This window comes from Collinsella sp. CLA-ER-H2 (assembly GCF_040092405.1).
Lineage (GTDB): Bacteria > Actinomycetota > Coriobacteriia > Coriobacteriales > Coriobacteriaceae > Collinsella.
This window is the reverse complement of record NZ_JBBNLO010000006.1, coordinates 11,587-27,318: the sequence shown is the minus strand read 5'-3', so window position 1 is coordinate 27,318 and position 15,732 is coordinate 11,587. Positions and strand designations below refer to the sequence as shown.

Sequence of the window (15,732 nt, the reverse complement as noted above, 5' to 3'; positions counted from 1 at the left end):
CCTGAGACGGGTGCCCCGGAGCTCCCCGTGGGGGAGCTCCGGGCTTCATGGGGGCACGAATAGCCCGCTCCGACCTGCGAAATCTGTACTCGCGATGCGAATGACGCCCCTAACCTTAAACTTTAGCTTGAACTTAGCTATAATGCGCTTCGTTCCTACCAGGCTGTGGTTGCGGACGGACGAAATGCCCGTCCTAGTCCAAGACAGACGCGGTCAAAGGGATCCACGTAAGCGACCGCGTGCGCGCGGCGCGATCATGGCGCGTCCTAGATGTAAGCCGCACCGTCCGTTCTACTTTCTTTGGGGCAATACCGCCTCGCGGGCGAGCGGGTCAGTCGTGAAGGTGGCTGCGGCCTCCCGAGCAAACACCCCGGTGCGCAAGTGTGGGGTCAAATACCAGGTCAGCTGGTGGGAACAACCTGATATTCCGCGCAACGCACGGATTATATACGACACAGAAGGCAGGGTAGTGGACATGGTGAGGGGCAGCTTGATGCACGCGGCTCGGTTAGGTGCTGGGACCGCAGCGGTCATCGCCGTTTTGGGCCTGAGCGGATGCGCGTTCAACCCGCTGTCTACGTTCACGATTCCCACGATCGACCAGATCGAGTACGAGACCGTCACGCCGGCGGTGTCGGACGACGCCCTGGTCACTCCCGGAACCCTGACGGTCGCCCTCCATACTTCCGATGCGCCGCAGGCCATGCAGGGCGCCGACGGCGAGCTCACGGGGTATGCGGTTGACGCCGCCCGCGCCCTCGCAAGCCGCATGGGCCTTAAGGTCGCCTTCGTCGACGCGTCCTCGACAGGTTCCGCGCTCGGCGACAAAAAGGCCGATATCTTTATCGGCGAGATTAACTCCACGGACGGGGACATTAGCTCGCTCGGCACCTGCCTGTACGATGCCACTTCCGTGTTCGGTAAAACTAACGATGGTGGGTCGCTAAGCGTTTCCACCGATACCCTTAGCACGTCCACCCTGGGCGTTCAGATGTCCTCGGCCTCGCAGGAGGCGCTTGCTAAGCAGAACATTACCGCCAACCAAAAGACCTACTCCAACATCAACGAGTGCTTTGAGGCGCTCGAGTCCGGCGAGGTCGACTATGTGATCTGCGACTCCACGGCCGGCGGCTACCTTGCACGCCTGATGAGCGAGGTCTCCTATGTCGGTGCGCTCGAGGCGCCCTCGACGCTTGGTGTTGCGGGCCTCTCGTCCAATGACGAACTGTGCCGTGCCGTGAGCGATGCCCTCGACGACATCACGGTCGACGGTACGCTCGAGGCGGTCCACTCTGTCTGGTATGGCACGATGCCCTACGACCTCACCACTAAGACGGTTTCGGGCGCTAGCGTGCAGCCGGGTGACTCTGAGTCCAGTGAGACCACGTCCTCCGGCAGCGAGTCCTCCGATTCCAACAATGAGACCGCATCCTCCGAGGACAAATCGTCCAGCCAGGAAGGCACCATCACCGACGACGACATTAACAAACTCAATAGCTAGTTATTGCTAGGGGTGGTGTCTCCTATACGTTGGAAAGGACACCTCTTCACGGTTTCAACACGCACTGCCGGGCTTCCCCGATGGGGGAGCCCGGCTTTTTCATCCCAATAAAACTAGCAGGTCAAAGCCAATTTTCAGGACCAAATACAAAGCCGCCGGCCCCCTCCTATAGCGCACTTTGCCACAGAAAAGTGCGAGACTTCGGTATGCGGTATCAAGCAATCGTTATTCGGGTCTTTAGGAATCCGCGTGATTAAATGCACGGCAATGGGTACATAGCCAGTACAGTAAGTCCCCGAGGCAGATTGGAGCCACGTATGGATATCAAGGTTTCTGGACGCAAGACGACGGTAACCGATGCTCTGCGTGCGCATGTGGATGAGAAGATCGGCGAGGCGCTCAAGGTTTTCGATATCGAGCCCATGACGGTCGACGTTGTACTTCGCTATGAGAAGAACCCCTCGAACCCCAACCCGGCAATCGTCGAGGTTACGGTTCGTGCCCGCGGTTCGGTGATTCGCGTTGCCGAGCACGGTGCAGATATGTACGCCGCCATCGACCTCTCCGCCGATAAGGTCACCCGCCAGCTGCGCAAGTTCAAGACCAAGGTCGTGGACAACCGCCAGGGCGGTGCCAGTGCAGCGGATGTCGCACCGGTCGAGCGCGTCGAGGATCTGGCCGACCTGCTGCTGCCCGAGGAGGAGGACGACCTGCTCGTCCGCGAGAAGGTCATCGATGTCACCCCGATGACCGAGGAGCAGGCGCTGGTGCAGACCGATCTGCTTGGTCATGACTTCTACGTGTTCGAGAACGCGACGACTGGCCTCATCAATGTGGTGTATCACCGTAAGAATGGTGGATATGGCATCATCAAGCCCCGCATCGAAACACTTGACGAGTAAAATACGTTAACTTGCATGAGTTAACGGTTGGCGGCCATCCCATGCGGGTGGCCGCCTTTTTACGTAAGGAGTCGCTTTGATGGACAAGGCTGCATCTACCGGTCATTCGGACCGTTGCCGCATCGTCGTCGATACCTGCTGCGACTTTAGCCCCGAGGTCGCCGCGAACCTCGATGTCGATATCCTGGGTTTCCCCTTCATTATCGATGGCGAGGAGCGCACGGATGACATCTGGTCGAGCATCACACCCAAGGAGTTCTACGATCGCATGCGCGCCGGTGCCCGCGTGTCCACCTCGGCTGTGTCGCTCGGTCGCTATATCGAGTTCTTTACCGAGTGCGCCAAAGAGGGCACGCCCACGGTCTACCTGTGCTTTACCTCGGCGCTGTCGTCGAGCTACAACTCCGCGTGCCAGGCGGCAGATGCCGTGCGCGCCGAGTATCCCAACTTTGAGCTCTACGTGGTCGACAACGCTCTGCCCTGCGCGACCGGTGCGCTCTTGGCGCTCGAGGCCGTGCGCCAGCGTTCGGCGGGACTGACCGCCAAGCAGTTGGTCGATTGGGCAAACGAGGCAAAGACCTACGTCCACGGCTACTTTACGCTCGAGAGCTTTGACGCGCTGGCTGCCGGCGGCCGCATTCCGCCCGCGGCGGCGCAGCTCACGGCAAAGCTCGATGTCAAACCCGAGCTGTCCTACGACCTGGCCGGCTCGCTGTCGCTGATCGGCGTCAACCGCGGCCGCAAGAAGGCGCTCAAGTCCATCCTCAAGTCGTTCCGCGAGAACTACGTGCCCGATCGCACCATGCCCATCGCCATCATGACGGCCGATGCCGAAAAGGACGGCGACTGGCTCGAAGCCGCCATCCGCAAGGAGGAGGGTTGCGCCGACGTCACGATCATTCGCAGCTCCGTGGGCCCCACCATCGGCTCGCACGTGGGCCCCGGCATGGTGGCCTGCGCGTTTTGGGGTAAGAACCGCGCCGACAAGGCGTCGCTTTCCGACCGCATCGCCCGTCGCGTGCGCGGTCAGTAGGCAAGTAACGCGGCCGTAATCGATCCCAGCTCACTGCCCAAACGCTGGCATCGAGTATTCAACCTGGTAACAACACCCAACCCAAAAGGAAAGGTTTCATGGCAAACAAGCTCTCCGTCGCATTTATCGGCACCGGAATCATGGGTGCCCCCATCGCCGGTCACATCCTGGATGCCGGCTATCCCGTCACGGTCAACAACCGCACCAAGTCCAAGGCCGCAGCGCTCGTTGAGCGCGGTGCCGTCTGGGCCGATACGCCGGCAGGTGCCGCGGCGAACGCCGACGTCGTCTTTACCATGGTGGGTTATCCCTCCGAGGTCGAGGAGCTCTACCTGGCGGGTGACGGTCTGCTCGCGTGCACTAAGCCCGGCGCGGTCCTGATCGACCTCACCACGAGCTCGCCCGAGCTGGCGCGCGACATTGCCGAGGCCGCCCAGGTCTCCGGCCGCATGGCGTTTGACTGCCCCGTCACCGGCGGCGAGTCGGGTGCCATCGCCGGCACGCTCACGGCTATCGTGGGCGCCACCGAGAACGACATCGCGCCGGTCCGCGACATCCTTTCCACCTTTGCGGCAACCATCTGCTGCTTCGATGGCGCCGGCAAGGGTCAGGCTGCCAAGCTCGCCAACCAGGTGTCGCTGGGCGCCTGCATGGTCGGCATGGCAGACGCGCTGGCGTTTGCCGAGCTGAGCGGCCTTGATCTTGAGAAGACCCGTCAGATGATTCTGGGCGGCACCGGTAAGTCCGGCGCCATGGAGAGCCTGGCGCCCAAGGCGCTCGACGGCGACTACAAGCCCGGCTTTATGGTTGAGCACTTCATCAAGGACCTGCGCTTGGCGCTCGCCTATGCCGACGACCGCGAGCTTGCGCTGCCCGGCGCCGACGTGGCCTTTACGCTTTACGACATGCTCGATGCCATCGGTGGCGCCAAGCTGGGCACCCAGGCCGTCACGGTCCTCTATAAGGAGGAGGCCGACGCCATCGCCGCCGGTCTGGACTGGTCGCAGTATCGTCCCGAGGAGCATGGCGCTCACGAGGAAGGCTGCGGTTGCGGCGAGCATGACGACGATCACGAGTGCGGTTGTGGCCACCACCATGGTGAGGACCACGAGTGCTGCGGCGGCCACGGTCATGACGACGGCCACGAGTGCTGCTGCGGCCACCATCACGGGGAGTAGCGCCTATGAGCTTGACGTTCGTGGTGCTTGCGCTGGTGCTCTTTCTCTTTGCGATCTACATCGGCTTTTTGTGCGGCCAGTGGGCGTGCGAAAAGCGCGTCATCACCAAGCGCGACTACTGGATTGCCAACTTTGCGGGAGCGGCGGCAGTCGTCCTGCTGACCTGGGTGTTCTCGCTGTTCCCGCTGGTGCAGTTTGCGCCGATCGGCTGGCTTGGCGGCTTTATCGCCGGCCTTAAGATGAGCTTTGGCGAGACCGTCGGTCCGTGGCGCAAGCACGACGAGGTCTTTAACGTCAACAAGGCACACCGCGCCGCCGCCGACGCGGGCGATGCCGAGGAACGCCGCCGTGCGCGTCGTAATGGCGCGGCCGACCGACAGCTCATCTCGGTCACCGATGACAGCAAGGGTGCTGGCAAGCACGCTAAGAAATAGTAAAAAGAGGTAACTATGGCAGAAAACAAAGACGAACAGCTCACCGACGAGGAGCTTGCACAGCTCCAGCTGGCAGAGGAGAACGAGAACGCCGTCGACCGCCTGGTCAAGGAGCTCGGCTGCCCCACGCGCCGCATCCGCCAGTTTGCCGCCCGTGTGCTGCACCTGCTTGCCGAGCGCGATCCGCAGCGCGTCGTGCCCTGCGTGCCCGCGCTGATCGAGGCGCTCGACCGCCCCGAGGCTCAGACCCGCTGGGAGGCCCTCGATGCCCTGACGGCGCTCGCCACCACCTGCCCCGTGCAGCTGGGCGATGCCTTTGAGGGCGCCGAGACTGCACTGTTCGACGAGATCTCCTCTACGCTGCGCTATGCCGCCTTCCGCCTGCTGTGCGTGTGGGGTGCCACGAGCGTCGAGCGTTCGCGCGAGGCTTGGCCCATCCTGGACGAGGCCATCCAGTGCTACCACGGCGACCTTGAGTATCGCGACATGCTCGGTTGTCTGTACGAGTTTTGCCAGGGCGAGGTCGACGCCGAGGTTGCCGAGAAGCTCGCGCTGCGCCTTAAGTTCGATGCCGAGAACGGTAAGGGCAGCTATCTCAAGGCCCGTTCGAGCGAGATTTGCGAAATGCTTGTTAAACGTTTTGGCCTGGATCTCTCCAAAAAGAAGAAGCGTGCTAGCGTTAAAAAATCTGACGACGCCGAAGACGAGGAGTAACAGATTATGGCGCACGATGTAGTCCTGATTCCCGGTGATGGCATCGGTCCCGAGATTACGCAGGCCATGCGCCGCGTGGTCGAGGCCACTGGTGTCCAGATCAACTGGAACGTCCAAGAGGCCGGCGCCGGCGTCATGGACGAGTTTGGTACACCGCTGCCCCAGCACGTGCTCGATGCGATCGCCGAGACCAAGGTTGCCATCAAGGGCCCCATCACCACGCCGGTTGGCACGGGTTTCCGCAGCGTTAACGTGGCCCTGCGCAAGCACTTCGACCTGTACGCCTGCGTGCGCCCCTGCCTGTCGCAGCCGGGCGACGGCTCGCGCTTCCGTGACGTCGACCTGGTTATCGTGCGCGAGAACACCGAGGACCTCTACGCCGGCATCGAGTTCGATGAGGGCGCTGCCGAGGTCGAGGAGCTCTCGCAGCTTGTCGAGCGCTCGGGTCAGAAGACCTTCGCCGCCGATTCCGCCATCTCGATCAAGCCGATCTCCATCGCCAAGAGCCGCCGCATTCTGGAGTATGCCTTTGAGTATGCCCGCCGCTGCGGCCGCAAAAAGGTGACGGCCGTACACAAGGCCAACATCATGAAGGCGACCGACGGCCTGTTCCTGCGCGTAGCGCGCGAGGTGGCCGCCAACTATCCTGATATCGAGTTCAACGATAAGATCGTCGACGCCACCTGCATGGGCCTGGTCCAGAACCCCAACGACTTCGATGTCCTGGTGCTGCCCAACCTGTACGGCGACATCGTGAGCGACCTGTGCGCCGGCCTAGTGGGCGGTCTGGGTATGGCCCCTGGCTCCAACATCGGTGCCGACTGCGCAATCTTTGAGGCAACGCACGGATCCGCGCCCGATATCGCGGGCCAGGATATCGCCAACCCCACGGCCGAGATCCTCTCTGCTGCGATGATGCTCGATCACCTGGGCGAGAACGACGCTGCTAATCGCATTCGCGCCGCCGTATCTGCCACGCTCGACGAGGGCGAGCAGGTTACCGGTGACCTGCGTCGTGCCCAGACCGGCTCCGTCGAGGGCGCTGTGGGTACGCAGGCCTTTGCCGATGCCGTTATTGCGCACCTGGCCTAAGGCATGCAGGCTGCAAACGCCTAAATAGTACTTAAGTGTTTGCGTATAACCTAAGAATCAATACGCCCGGCGCTCTGTCGGGCGTATTCTATTGCGGACTATGTTTCCTAACAAGGAGTAACTGATATGGGTCTGATTCAAAAGAAGGACGAGAAGGACGAGATCGACGGCATCCAGATCATCGAGCGCGGCGAAGGCCCCGACGGTGACGAGGACGAGAAGATTGACCTGGTCGCCGGCACGTCCGCTGAGCACATTGCTGCCGGTACGACGGCCGAGGAGGAGGACGCCCGCCTGGAGGCTCAGATTGCCGCGGATGCCGCTGACGAGAACCTCATGCCCGAGGAGCAGGACGAGGACGACTCCGATGAAGACGACCGCGCATCCAGGCACAAGAAGACGATGATTGCCGCCTTCGTGGTTGCAGTCGTGATCGCTGCTGTGGTCGGCTTCTTTATCGGCAACGGTGGTTTTGGCGGCAAGGGTGTCGGCTCGGCGACCCTCACCGAGGACCAGCTCGATTCGACCGTGGCAAGCTACAGCTACAACGGCAAGAAGAGCGACATCACTGCGCGTGAGGCCATCGAGAGCCAGTACAGCCTCGATACCGTCAAGGATGGCGATGGCAACTACACCGCTCCTTCTGCCGATGTCATCCTGTCCTACGTGCGCAACAAGATCCTGCTCGATGCTGCCGAGGACGAGGGCATTACCGTTTCTTCCAAGGAAATGAAGAAGTACGCTGAGGATTCCATCGGCACCTCCGACTACAAGACCATGGCCACGCAGTATGGCGTGTCCAAGGACCAGGCCAAGCAGATCGTCCGCCAGTCCGCGACGCTGCAGAAGCTCTACAAGAAGAAGGTGGGCGATAGCTCCGCAAGCATGCCGACCGCCCCGACCGAGCCTGCTGACGGCAACGAGGAGACCGCGAGCAAGGACTACGCCGACTACATCATCAACCTTGCCGGCGATGAGTGGGATAGCTCAAAGGGCACTTGGAAGGATGCCGACAGCACCTATGCCAAGGCCTTTGCCGATGATGCCTTTACGGCCGATAGCGCTACCTATAAGCAGGCCATGACCGCCTACTACACCGCCTACCAGCAGTACTCTTTGCAGGCTTCGAGCGCCAGCTCCAAGTGGACCGAGTATGCTAACGGCCTCTACGCCAAGGCCAACATCAGCATCTACGGCCTGTTTGCGTAGGGTTTGCCTGAGCCGCCGAGCGCGTAGCCAAAAATCTGATAAGCCCGCTAGAACGGACATCGTTCTAGTGGGCTTTTTGCACTGTGGGGAGGGCGATGAGAGGGGGTGGTTGTATGCAAATTTTTGGACACTTTATTCATATAAAGTGAAAACGATTTCGGCTAAACTGGTAGTAACAATGTGGTACCACTGTTCATCTGGTAGTAACCAATTTTGAGACGAAATCGAATGGAAATTGCTAAGAATTAGTTTGGTAATGAAATATATGCAACATGTCTACCTGCGCAAATTACCGTTTACGGGCCAAAAATAACCGTTTGGCAACGATATAGTAATTTGAACGAAATGTGGTGGACGTTTGAATTGAGTGTGCGCTACCGTACATACCAGCAACCCCAAATAGGGACTGGGTTGTCTAAGTTTGCGCATCAATGCCGGCAAGCGGAGAAGCCGGTATGCACAAGGCGCGGACATGGAACTCGTTGGTGAACAACGAAAGAAAGGTTGGAGGAGATACCAATATGATGAAGTACCTCCAGAAGCTCGGCAAAGCGCTGATGCTTCCCGTCGCGGCGCTTCCCGTCGCAGGTATTCTTATGGGTGTGGGCTACCTGCTCGCTCCCGCAGTCATGGGTGCTGCCGGTGACACTACCGGTTTTGCCTATACCGCCGGTTTCCTGCTCATCAAGGCAGGCGGCGCTCTTATCGATAACATGGCCTGGCTGTTCGCAGTCGGCGCCGCTGTCGGCCTTGCCGACGATCACGATGGCACCGCTGGCCTCGCTGGCCTCGTCGCCTTCCTGATGATCCAGCAGCTCCTGAACCCCGCTGTTGTTGGCACCATTCGTGGTATGGACGCCGATGCTCAGACCGCTTGGCTTGCCACGACCGAGGGCATCGCGTTCTCCAAGATCGCTGGTAACTCCTTCATCGGCATCCTGTCCGCCATCATCGGTGGCACTTGCTACAACAAGTTCAAGGACACCCGTCTTCCCGACTGGCTGGCCTTCTTCTCCGGCAAGCGTTGCGTTGCCATCATGACCGCCGTCATCTGCATCGTCGTCTCCGTCGTCCTGCTCTTTGCTTGGCCGCTCATCTTCGGTGCTCTTGTTGCTCTTGGTGAGGGTATCGCCGCCATGGATGGTATCGGCGCTGGCATCTACGCCTTCCTCAACCGCCTGCTCATCCCGACCGGTCTGCACTACGCTCTGAACAACGTGTTCTGGTTCGACACCATCGGCCTGGGCGACCTGACCCACTTCTGGGCTGGCGAGACCTCTGCTGACGTCAAGTGGAGCCTCGGTATGTACATGTCCGGCTTCTTCCCCTGCATGATGTTCGGTATCCCGGGCGCTGCCCTGGCTATGGTTCAGACCGCTAAGAACAAGAAGGCTGCTATCGGCCTGGTTGTCTCCGCTGCCATCTGCGCCTTCGTCTGCGGCGTCACCGAGCCCTTTGAGTTCGGCTTCATGTTCCTGTGCTTCCCGCTCTACGTCGTGTACGCTGCCCTGTACGGCATCTTCACCATCGTCACCTACTATGTTGGTTTCCGTGCTGGCTTCTGCTTCTCCGCTGGTGCTACCGACCTCCTGTTCTCCTCTAGCCTCCCGGCTGCCGCCAACACCTGGATGATCATCCCGCTGGGCATCGCTGCCTTCGTGGTCTTCTACCTCGTGTTCCGCTTCGCCATCACCAAGTTCAACCTCATGACCCCTGGTCGCGAGGATGAGGATGTCGAGGAGACCTCCGCTTCCGCCGCTGCTGGCGACGACAAGTTCGCCGCTCTGGCTGCCGCTGTTCTCGCTGCCGTCGGTGGCAAGGAGAACGTCAAGACCGTTGACTGCTGCGCTACTCGCCTGCGCTTCGAGCTCGGCGATTCCGCTCTGGTCGACGAGGCTGCCTGCAAGAAGGCCGGCGCTCTGGGTGTCATGAAGATGGACAAGGGTGCTACCCAGGTCATCATCGGCACGCAGGTCCAGGCTGTTGCCGAGGAGCTCAAGAAGCTTCTCTAAGCCTTAAAGACGTATCTGTCTTGCAAAGGGTCGTCCCGCTCCGCGGGGGCGGCCCTTTTTGTTACCTCGATACCTGATGTAGCGTTGTAATTGGTATTACAGTGCGCAGGCTATCAACCGGCAAACAATATTGAAATATGCTGGTTGACCTGCTGTTATTCCAATAAAACTGCTATAGTACGTGGTGTCTGGTTACAACCAATTTCGAGTCATTTATCCGGCAGGTATCATTATGGCAATGGGAGCGCGCAAACAACCTCTGTACGATCAACTCGTCGATTTGCTGACCGATAAAATCGATCACGAACTTCGACCCGGCGACTATTTGCCGTCCGAGCGCGACTTGTCGGAGCGCTACGGGCTCTCGCGTACGACGGTTCGCCTTGCCCTGCAGGAGCTTGAGCGCCTGGGCTTGGTGGTTCGTCAGCGCGGCCGTGGAACCATGGTATGCGACCGCTCTCTGCAAACGGCAAACCTCACGCAGACCTATAGCTTTACCGAGCAGATGAAGGCGATCGGCCGTGTGCCCAAGACGACGATTCTTGAGTTTACCGAGGTCGAGGCTGACAAGAATATTGCCGTAGAGATGAACGCGCGCCTGGGCGAGCGTCTGTATAAGATCAAGCGCCTGCGTATAGCCGATGGTGTGCCGCTGATGATTGAGTGTACATATCTGCCAAGTCGCAAGTTCTTTGCGCTTAAGCGCCCCATGATCGAGAACAAATCGCTGTACGACATGATCGAGCAGGACTTTCACGAGAAAGTTCGCGTGGCAGAGGAAGAATTCTACGCGAGTATCGCCCGCCATTCCGACGCTCGTCTGCTCGAGATTACCGAAGGCGCACCGGTGCTGGATTTGATTCGTACCACATATGACATGAACAACGAGGTCATCGAGTATACGCGTTCGGTTGCGCGCGCCGACCAGTTTAAGTACAAGGTCTACCACAACCGCGCAGTCTAGAGTTATTGGGTATAAACGGCTTGGCGTGTTTTGCGGCGGGTGCAAAATGTGCCAAGCGGTAGAAGGCAACGAACAATCGCTCGAATTAACAATGCAGTGGTTTTTGATCCGCCCTAAAACGCACTGCGGGTACGGGAGCATAGATGAGCACGTATGCTATCAAGGCCGACAAGTTCTTTTTGCCGGCGGGGCCGCAGCTGGGCGGCTTCCTGATGGTCGAAGACGGCGTCTTTGGCGCTTGGCAGGCCGATGAGCCCGCTTGTGAGATCAAAGATTATTCGGGTACATGGATTGCGCCGGGCATGGTGGACACCCACATTCATGGCTTCTATAACCATGCCACGACCGATAACGATGCAGAGGGCATCAACATCAGCTCGACCGAGCTTGCTCGTCGTGGTACCACCAGCTGGCTTCCTACGACCTTTACCGACGGCGTGGAGCAGATTAAGGACGCCTGTGCCGCTATTGCACAGGCGGACGAAGAGCGCGGACCCGAGTTCTGTGGTGCCCGTATTCAGGGCATCTACCTGGAGGGTCCGTTCTTTACCATGAAGCATGTGGGCGCCCAGAACCCCGCTTATCTGATCGACCCGTCCGAGGAAGTTTTTGACGAGTGGCAGGAGGCCGCCGGCGGTCGTATCGTCAAGAGCGCTATGGCGGCCGAGCGTGACGGCGCTGCCGCTTACGCCGCGGCTCTGAGCGCAAAGGGCGTCGTGACCTGCATTGGCCACTCCGATGCCACCTATGATGAGTGCGCCGCCGCCATCAATGCTGGCGCCAGCTGCTTTACGCATACCTATAACGGCCAGCGCGGTCTGCATCACCGTGAGCCCGGTGTCGTCGGGGCCGCTATGACCACGCCCAATACCTATGCCGAGATCATTTGCGATGGCAAACACGTGAACCCTGCTGCTATCAAGGCCCTGCTGCAGGCCAAGGGCTGGCAGCACACGGTGCTGATTACCGACTGCCTGGGTTGCGGCGGCATGCCCGAGGGCAAGTACACCAGCGGCGGCATGGACGTCATTATGAAGGACAACCTTTGCTGGCTCGCCGATGGCTCTGCTATCGCCGGTTCGGTGCTCACGCTCGCACAGGGCGTAAAGAACATCGTCGACTGGGGTCTTGCGAGCGCAGATATCGCCATTCGCATGGCGACCGAGGTGCCCGCGCGCTCTGCTCACGTCGAGGATAAATGTGGCAGCATTATGCCCGGTCGCGACGCCGACTTTGTCGTGTTCAATCCCGACCTTACCCTGGTCGAGACGCATGTGGGTGGCAACAGCGTCGGTAACGCGTTTACCGAGTAGCCGCCAAAGAAACGATCCGAAAGGGGATTTAGATGATTTACGGTGCATTAGGCGATATCGAGGAGTACCGCGGAATGCTCAAGGGTCTCGACGTGCTGATCGACTGGCTCGAGGAGAACGACCCGGCGCAGCTCGAGGTCGGCAGCCATCCGATTCTGGGAGACAAGGTCTTTGCGAACGTCATGGCTCCCACGACGCGTCCCGAGGCCGAGGCTCACTATGAGACGCATCAGCGCTATCACGATCTGCAGATCGATGTCGAGGGTCGCGAGGCCTTTAAGGTTGCCACGGGCAGCCTGACGCTGGTCCAGGAGTTTGACGAGAAGGATGACTACGATCTGGTCGATTCCGACGCTTCGATCGCCGGCGATCTTGCCGACGACAAGTTTGCGCTGTTCGTTGCCGGCGAGCCTCACATGCCCACGCTCGAGTTCCCGGGCGATGGCGCACAGCCGGTCAAGAAGATCTGCTTTAAGCTGCTTGCAGATGCTTACTGGGAAGAGTAGCGCGCTACTCGTGAGCTAGCGTGATTCCCCTTGGGGAGCGCGCTTGAGCCCCGCTGATCGCGGTTCCTTTGGGGATTGCGGTTGGCGGGGCTTTTTGTTGAGTAGGGGAGTTGCCGGCGGCGTTGTGCTTGGGTTGGCGCAAGAGCACTCAAAATCGACAACAAAAAAGCCGCCCGAAGGCGGCTATCTTGTGCAATGGAGCCAGCGACCGGGCTCGAACCGGTGACCCCCGCTTTACGAGAGCGGTGCTCTACCAACTGAGCTACGCTGGCGGCCATGTGGTGACGCAACTGGGACGTCAACGGCTGACTCTGATACGGGACATCGCAAATCCGCACAAGTGTTCTGACGGCTTTTCTCATTTTAAATGCACTGATATCGGAGACGCGATGCCCGCGGCGTCCACTTGGTTCTTGACCTGCTGCGGAGATAGTGGCGTCGCCCGCCGATGCGCTCGCGCTGGTTAAGGGCGGGGTGCCCATAACTAGGATCAGCATCGGCCATATACAGGCAGGGGAGGGCAAGCGCCCTGTAACGCCTGCCGTTGCCATAGACGATACGGACATCGCCGTCCTTAAAGAGCTGCAAGCGCTTGGCGTGAAAATGGAAGTTCGCAATCTACCCAGTGACAAACCCGTCTCCATTAATGCTCTGCTGTATTAACGAGTCTTCGAACGCGTCGAGTCAGCCGTAAGAAAGTCTGGTTCGATTCTGGATATTTTCAGTCTTGGAAATAGGAAGGCAACAGATCTCTAATGCTCATCTAGGTGAATCCAAAGTAGATAAGCATTTGAAGAAATGCGATTGAAGCATAATGTAACTAGTATGAAATAGTGGATAGCTGGTACATATCACCTTTCAAATATAGAATCGTTAGAAACCTATAGTTAAAAAGTAATTTACCAGCGGGTTTATATTTTGTTCATTAAAGCCGTTCATCGTCATTTGGCTACCGTTTACGGACCACTTCAGATTCTGGCTACATAATTGCGTCAATGCGTCCATAATAGGCAAGGCGTTTAGCTGAGGATCAAGGAACCGGCATACGCGTCGCGGAGCACGAAGATCGGGAGTAGCATGCATTCGTTTAAGATCACCAATCAATTCCTACTCGATGATGAGCCGTTCACCATCTTGTCGGGGGCGATTCACTATATGCGTGTTCATCCGAGCGACTGGCACCACTCGCTCTATAACCTTAAGGCTCTTGGGTTTAATACGGTCGAAACGTATGTACCGTGGAATCTTCATGAGCCAAAGCCTGGCGTCTTCAATTTTTCTGGCTCAATCGATTTGGCGGCATTTCTTGATGAGGCAGCATCACTCGGTCTGTATGCAATTGTTCGGCCCTCTCCGTTTATTTGTGCAGAATGGGAATTTGGCGGCATGCCAGCATGGCTGCTGCGCCAACATGATATGAGACCGCGTAGCAGCGACCCCAAATTTCTTGCTCACGTTGCGCATTACTACGACCATCTCATGCCGATACTCGTTTCGCGTCAGATTGACAAGGGCGGAAACATCATCATGATGCAGGTTGAAAACGAGTATGGATCATATTGCGAGGATAAAGACTATCTTCGCGCGATTCGCCGCCTTATGGTCGAGCGTGGGGTTTCCGTTCCCCTTTGTACTTCCGATGGTCCGTGGCGCGGGTGCCTTCGTGCCGGTACGCTCATTGACGATGATGTGTTGTGCACTGGCAACTTTGGTTCTCATGCAAAGGAGAACTTTGAGGCTCTTTCTGCTTTTCACAAGGAGCATGGAAAACAATGGCCTCTTATGTGCATGGAGTTGTGGGACGGCTGGTTCAATCGCTATGGGGAGAACGTCATCAGACGCGATTCCGAAGATCTTGCCTCTTGCGTTCGCGAGGTGCTCGAGCTTGGAGGATCTTTAAACCTCTACATGTTTCATGGAGGCACCAACTTTGGATTTATGAACGGATGCTCTGCACGCCATACGCACGACCTGCACCAGGTGACATCATATGACTACGATGCCCCATTGGACGAACAGGGCAACCCGACCGAGAAATACTTCGCAATTCAAAGGACAGTTCACGAGCTGTTTCCCGATATCGCGCAAAGCAAGCCGTTAACAAAAAAGGCGTTTTCCATGCCCGATATTTCGGTGAGTGAGCGCGTAAGTCTCTTTAATGTGCTCGATATTCTTTCGGAGCCGATCGAAGCCCAATATCCTATGCCCATGGAAGAGATGGGTCAGTCGTATGGATATACGTTATATACCACGACTGTCGAGCGTGACCGTGCAGATGAAGAGCGTATTCGGGTTATTGACGCCCGCGACCGTGCACAGGTGTTTGTGAACGGTGACAAAGTGGCGACGCAGTATCAGGAGCACATCGGGGAAGATATTCACTGCGTTCTTCCCTGTGAACAAAACCGCCTGGATGTTCTGACCGAGGATATGGGTCGCGTCAATTATGGTCACAAATTGCTCGCTGATACGCAGCATAAGGGCATTAGGACAGGAGTTTGCGTTGATCTTCACTTCGTTACCGGTTGGGAGATGCGTTGTCTGCCACTCGATAACATCGATAATCTTGATTATTCCGCCGGCTGGGTAGAGGGGCAGCCTTCCTTTTACCGCGCAAAGTTTGATATATCTGAGCCGGCTGATACCTTTATCGACACTACGGGTTTTGGAAAGGGTGTGGCATTCGTAAACGGAACGAATGTCGGACGTTTTTGGGATAAGGGTCCCATCATGACGCTCTATGTTCCGCACGGTTTATTGCACCCTGGTACCAATGAGCTCGTTATGTTCGAAACAGAGGGCGTGTATGATGCGAAAATCTCCCTTCGCTCTGAGCCCGTTATCCGTACACTTGAACAAGAAGGAGTTGAGTAG

14 protein-coding genes and 1 tRNA gene are annotated in these 15,732 nt (G+C 58.2%); 14 read left to right on the top strand and 1 reads right to left on the bottom strand.

The window, feature by feature from the left end:
* The first annotated feature begins 475 nt into the window (after positions 1 to 475).
* From AAAX59_RS02795 to AAAX59_RS02740, 12 genes are all read left to right on the top strand, one after another.
* Entirely contained in the window at positions 476 to 1,501 is a 1,026-nt protein-coding gene (locus AAAX59_RS02795) for a transporter substrate-binding domain-containing protein (protein WP_349070504.1), read from the top strand.
* 317 nt (positions 1,502 to 1,818) lie between these two features.
* A complete protein-coding gene (raiA, locus tag AAAX59_RS02790) occupies positions 1,819 to 2,403 on the top strand; it encodes a ribosome-associated translation inhibitor RaiA (RefSeq protein WP_035137685.1) in 585 nt (194 codons plus the stop codon).
* 79 nt (positions 2,404 to 2,482) lie between these two features.
* Complete coding sequence (locus AAAX59_RS02785) at positions 2,483 to 3,436, top strand: DegV family protein (protein WP_349070441.1); 954 nt, start codon at positions 2,483 to 2,485, stop codon at positions 3,434 to 3,436.
* A 98-nt stretch (positions 3,437 to 3,534) separates the two neighbouring features.
* Positions 3,535 to 4,614 carry an NAD(P)-binding domain-containing protein gene (locus tag AAAX59_RS02780; RefSeq protein ID WP_349070440.1) on the top strand — a complete coding sequence of 360 codons (1,080 nt, stop codon included), beginning with the start codon at positions 3,535 to 3,537 and terminating at the stop codon, positions 4,612 to 4,614.
* Positions 4,615 to 4,619: 5 nt separating this feature from the next.
* Positions 4,620 to 5,048, top strand: a complete 429-nt coding sequence (locus AAAX59_RS02775; RefSeq protein WP_349070439.1) for a hypothetical protein — start codon at positions 4,620 to 4,622, stop codon at positions 5,046 to 5,048.
* Positions 5,049 to 5,063: 15 nt separating this feature from the next.
* A complete protein-coding gene (locus AAAX59_RS02770; protein WP_349070438.1) occupies positions 5,064 to 5,762 on the top strand; it encodes a hypothetical protein in 699 nt (232 codons plus the stop codon).
* Positions 5,763 to 5,768: 6 nt separating this feature from the next.
* Positions 5,769 to 6,854: an isocitrate/isopropylmalate family dehydrogenase gene (locus AAAX59_RS02765; protein WP_349070436.1), complete on the top strand. Its 1,086-nt coding sequence runs from the start codon at positions 5,769 to 5,771 to the stop codon at positions 6,852 to 6,854.
* A gap of 126 nt (positions 6,855 to 6,980) precedes the next feature.
* Positions 6,981 to 8,063 (top strand): hypothetical protein, encoded by a 1,083-nt coding sequence (locus AAAX59_RS02760; protein ID WP_349070435.1) that lies wholly within the window; start codon positions 6,981 to 6,983, stop codon positions 8,061 to 8,063.
* Positions 8,064 to 8,584: 521 nt separating this feature from the next.
* Positions 8,585 to 10,075 (top strand): PTS transporter subunit EIIC, encoded by a 1,491-nt coding sequence (locus AAAX59_RS02755; RefSeq protein ID WP_349070433.1) that lies wholly within the window; start codon positions 8,585 to 8,587, stop codon positions 10,073 to 10,075.
* Between the two features lie 232 nt (positions 10,076 to 10,307).
* Complete coding sequence (locus tag AAAX59_RS02750) at positions 10,308 to 11,039, top strand: GntR family transcriptional regulator (protein WP_195543929.1); 732 nt, start codon at positions 10,308 to 10,310, stop codon at positions 11,037 to 11,039.
* A 143-nt stretch (positions 11,040 to 11,182) separates the two neighbouring features.
* Positions 11,183 to 12,352, top strand: a complete 1,170-nt coding sequence (gene nagA / locus AAAX59_RS02745; RefSeq protein ID WP_349070431.1) for an N-acetylglucosamine-6-phosphate deacetylase — start codon at positions 11,183 to 11,185, stop codon at positions 12,350 to 12,352.
* 32 nt (positions 12,353 to 12,384) lie between these two features.
* Complete coding sequence (locus AAAX59_RS02740) at positions 12,385 to 12,858, top strand: YhcH/YjgK/YiaL family protein (RefSeq protein WP_117654927.1); 474 nt, start codon at positions 12,385 to 12,387, stop codon at positions 12,856 to 12,858.
* A 196-nt stretch (positions 12,859 to 13,054) separates the two neighbouring features.
* Here AAAX59_RS02740 and AAAX59_RS02735 read toward each other — a convergent pair.
* A tRNA-Thr gene (locus AAAX59_RS02735) sits at positions 13,055 to 13,130 on the bottom strand.
* A gap of 160 nt (positions 13,131 to 13,290) precedes the next feature.
* Between AAAX59_RS02735 and AAAX59_RS02730 the strand changes: the two genes are divergently transcribed.
* Together AAAX59_RS02730 and AAAX59_RS02725 are read left to right on the top strand one after the other, a co-directional pair.
* Complete coding sequence (locus tag AAAX59_RS02730; RefSeq protein WP_349070429.1) at positions 13,291 to 13,521, top strand: PTS sugar transporter subunit IIB; 231 nt, start codon at positions 13,291 to 13,293, stop codon at positions 13,519 to 13,521.
* Positions 13,522 to 13,935: 414 nt separating this feature from the next.
* Positions 13,936 to 15,732, top strand: a complete 1,797-nt coding sequence (locus tag AAAX59_RS02725; RefSeq protein WP_349070427.1) for a beta-galactosidase — start codon at positions 13,936 to 13,938, stop codon at positions 15,730 to 15,732.

Coding starts and splice junctions, on each gene's coding strand:
- AAAX59_RS02795 (WP_349070504.1), top strand. CDS start 476: ATGGTGAGGGGCAGCTTGATGCACGCGGCTCGGTTAGGTGCTGGGACC.
- raiA (WP_035137685.1), top strand. CDS start 1,819: ATGGATATCAAGGTTTCTGGACGCAAGACGACGGTAACCGATGCTCTG.
- AAAX59_RS02785 (WP_349070441.1), top strand. CDS start 2,483: ATGGACAAGGCTGCATCTACCGGTCATTCGGACCGTTGCCGCATCGTC.
- AAAX59_RS02780 (WP_349070440.1), top strand. CDS start 3,535: ATGGCAAACAAGCTCTCCGTCGCATTTATCGGCACCGGAATCATGGGT.
- AAAX59_RS02775 (WP_349070439.1), top strand. CDS start 4,620: ATGAGCTTGACGTTCGTGGTGCTTGCGCTGGTGCTCTTTCTCTTTGCG.
- AAAX59_RS02770 (WP_349070438.1), top strand. CDS start 5,064: ATGGCAGAAAACAAAGACGAACAGCTCACCGACGAGGAGCTTGCACAG.
- AAAX59_RS02765 (WP_349070436.1), top strand. CDS start 5,769: ATGGCGCACGATGTAGTCCTGATTCCCGGTGATGGCATCGGTCCCGAG.
- AAAX59_RS02760 (WP_349070435.1), top strand. CDS start 6,981: ATGGGTCTGATTCAAAAGAAGGACGAGAAGGACGAGATCGACGGCATC.
- AAAX59_RS02755 (WP_349070433.1), top strand. CDS start 8,585: ATGATGAAGTACCTCCAGAAGCTCGGCAAAGCGCTGATGCTTCCCGTC.
- AAAX59_RS02750 (WP_195543929.1), top strand. CDS start 10,308: ATGGCAATGGGAGCGCGCAAACAACCTCTGTACGATCAACTCGTCGAT.
- nagA (WP_349070431.1), top strand. CDS start 11,183: ATGAGCACGTATGCTATCAAGGCCGACAAGTTCTTTTTGCCGGCGGGG.
- AAAX59_RS02740 (WP_117654927.1), top strand. CDS start 12,385: ATGATTTACGGTGCATTAGGCGATATCGAGGAGTACCGCGGAATGCTC.
- AAAX59_RS02725 (WP_349070427.1), top strand. CDS start 13,936: ATGCATTCGTTTAAGATCACCAATCAATTCCTACTCGATGATGAGCCG.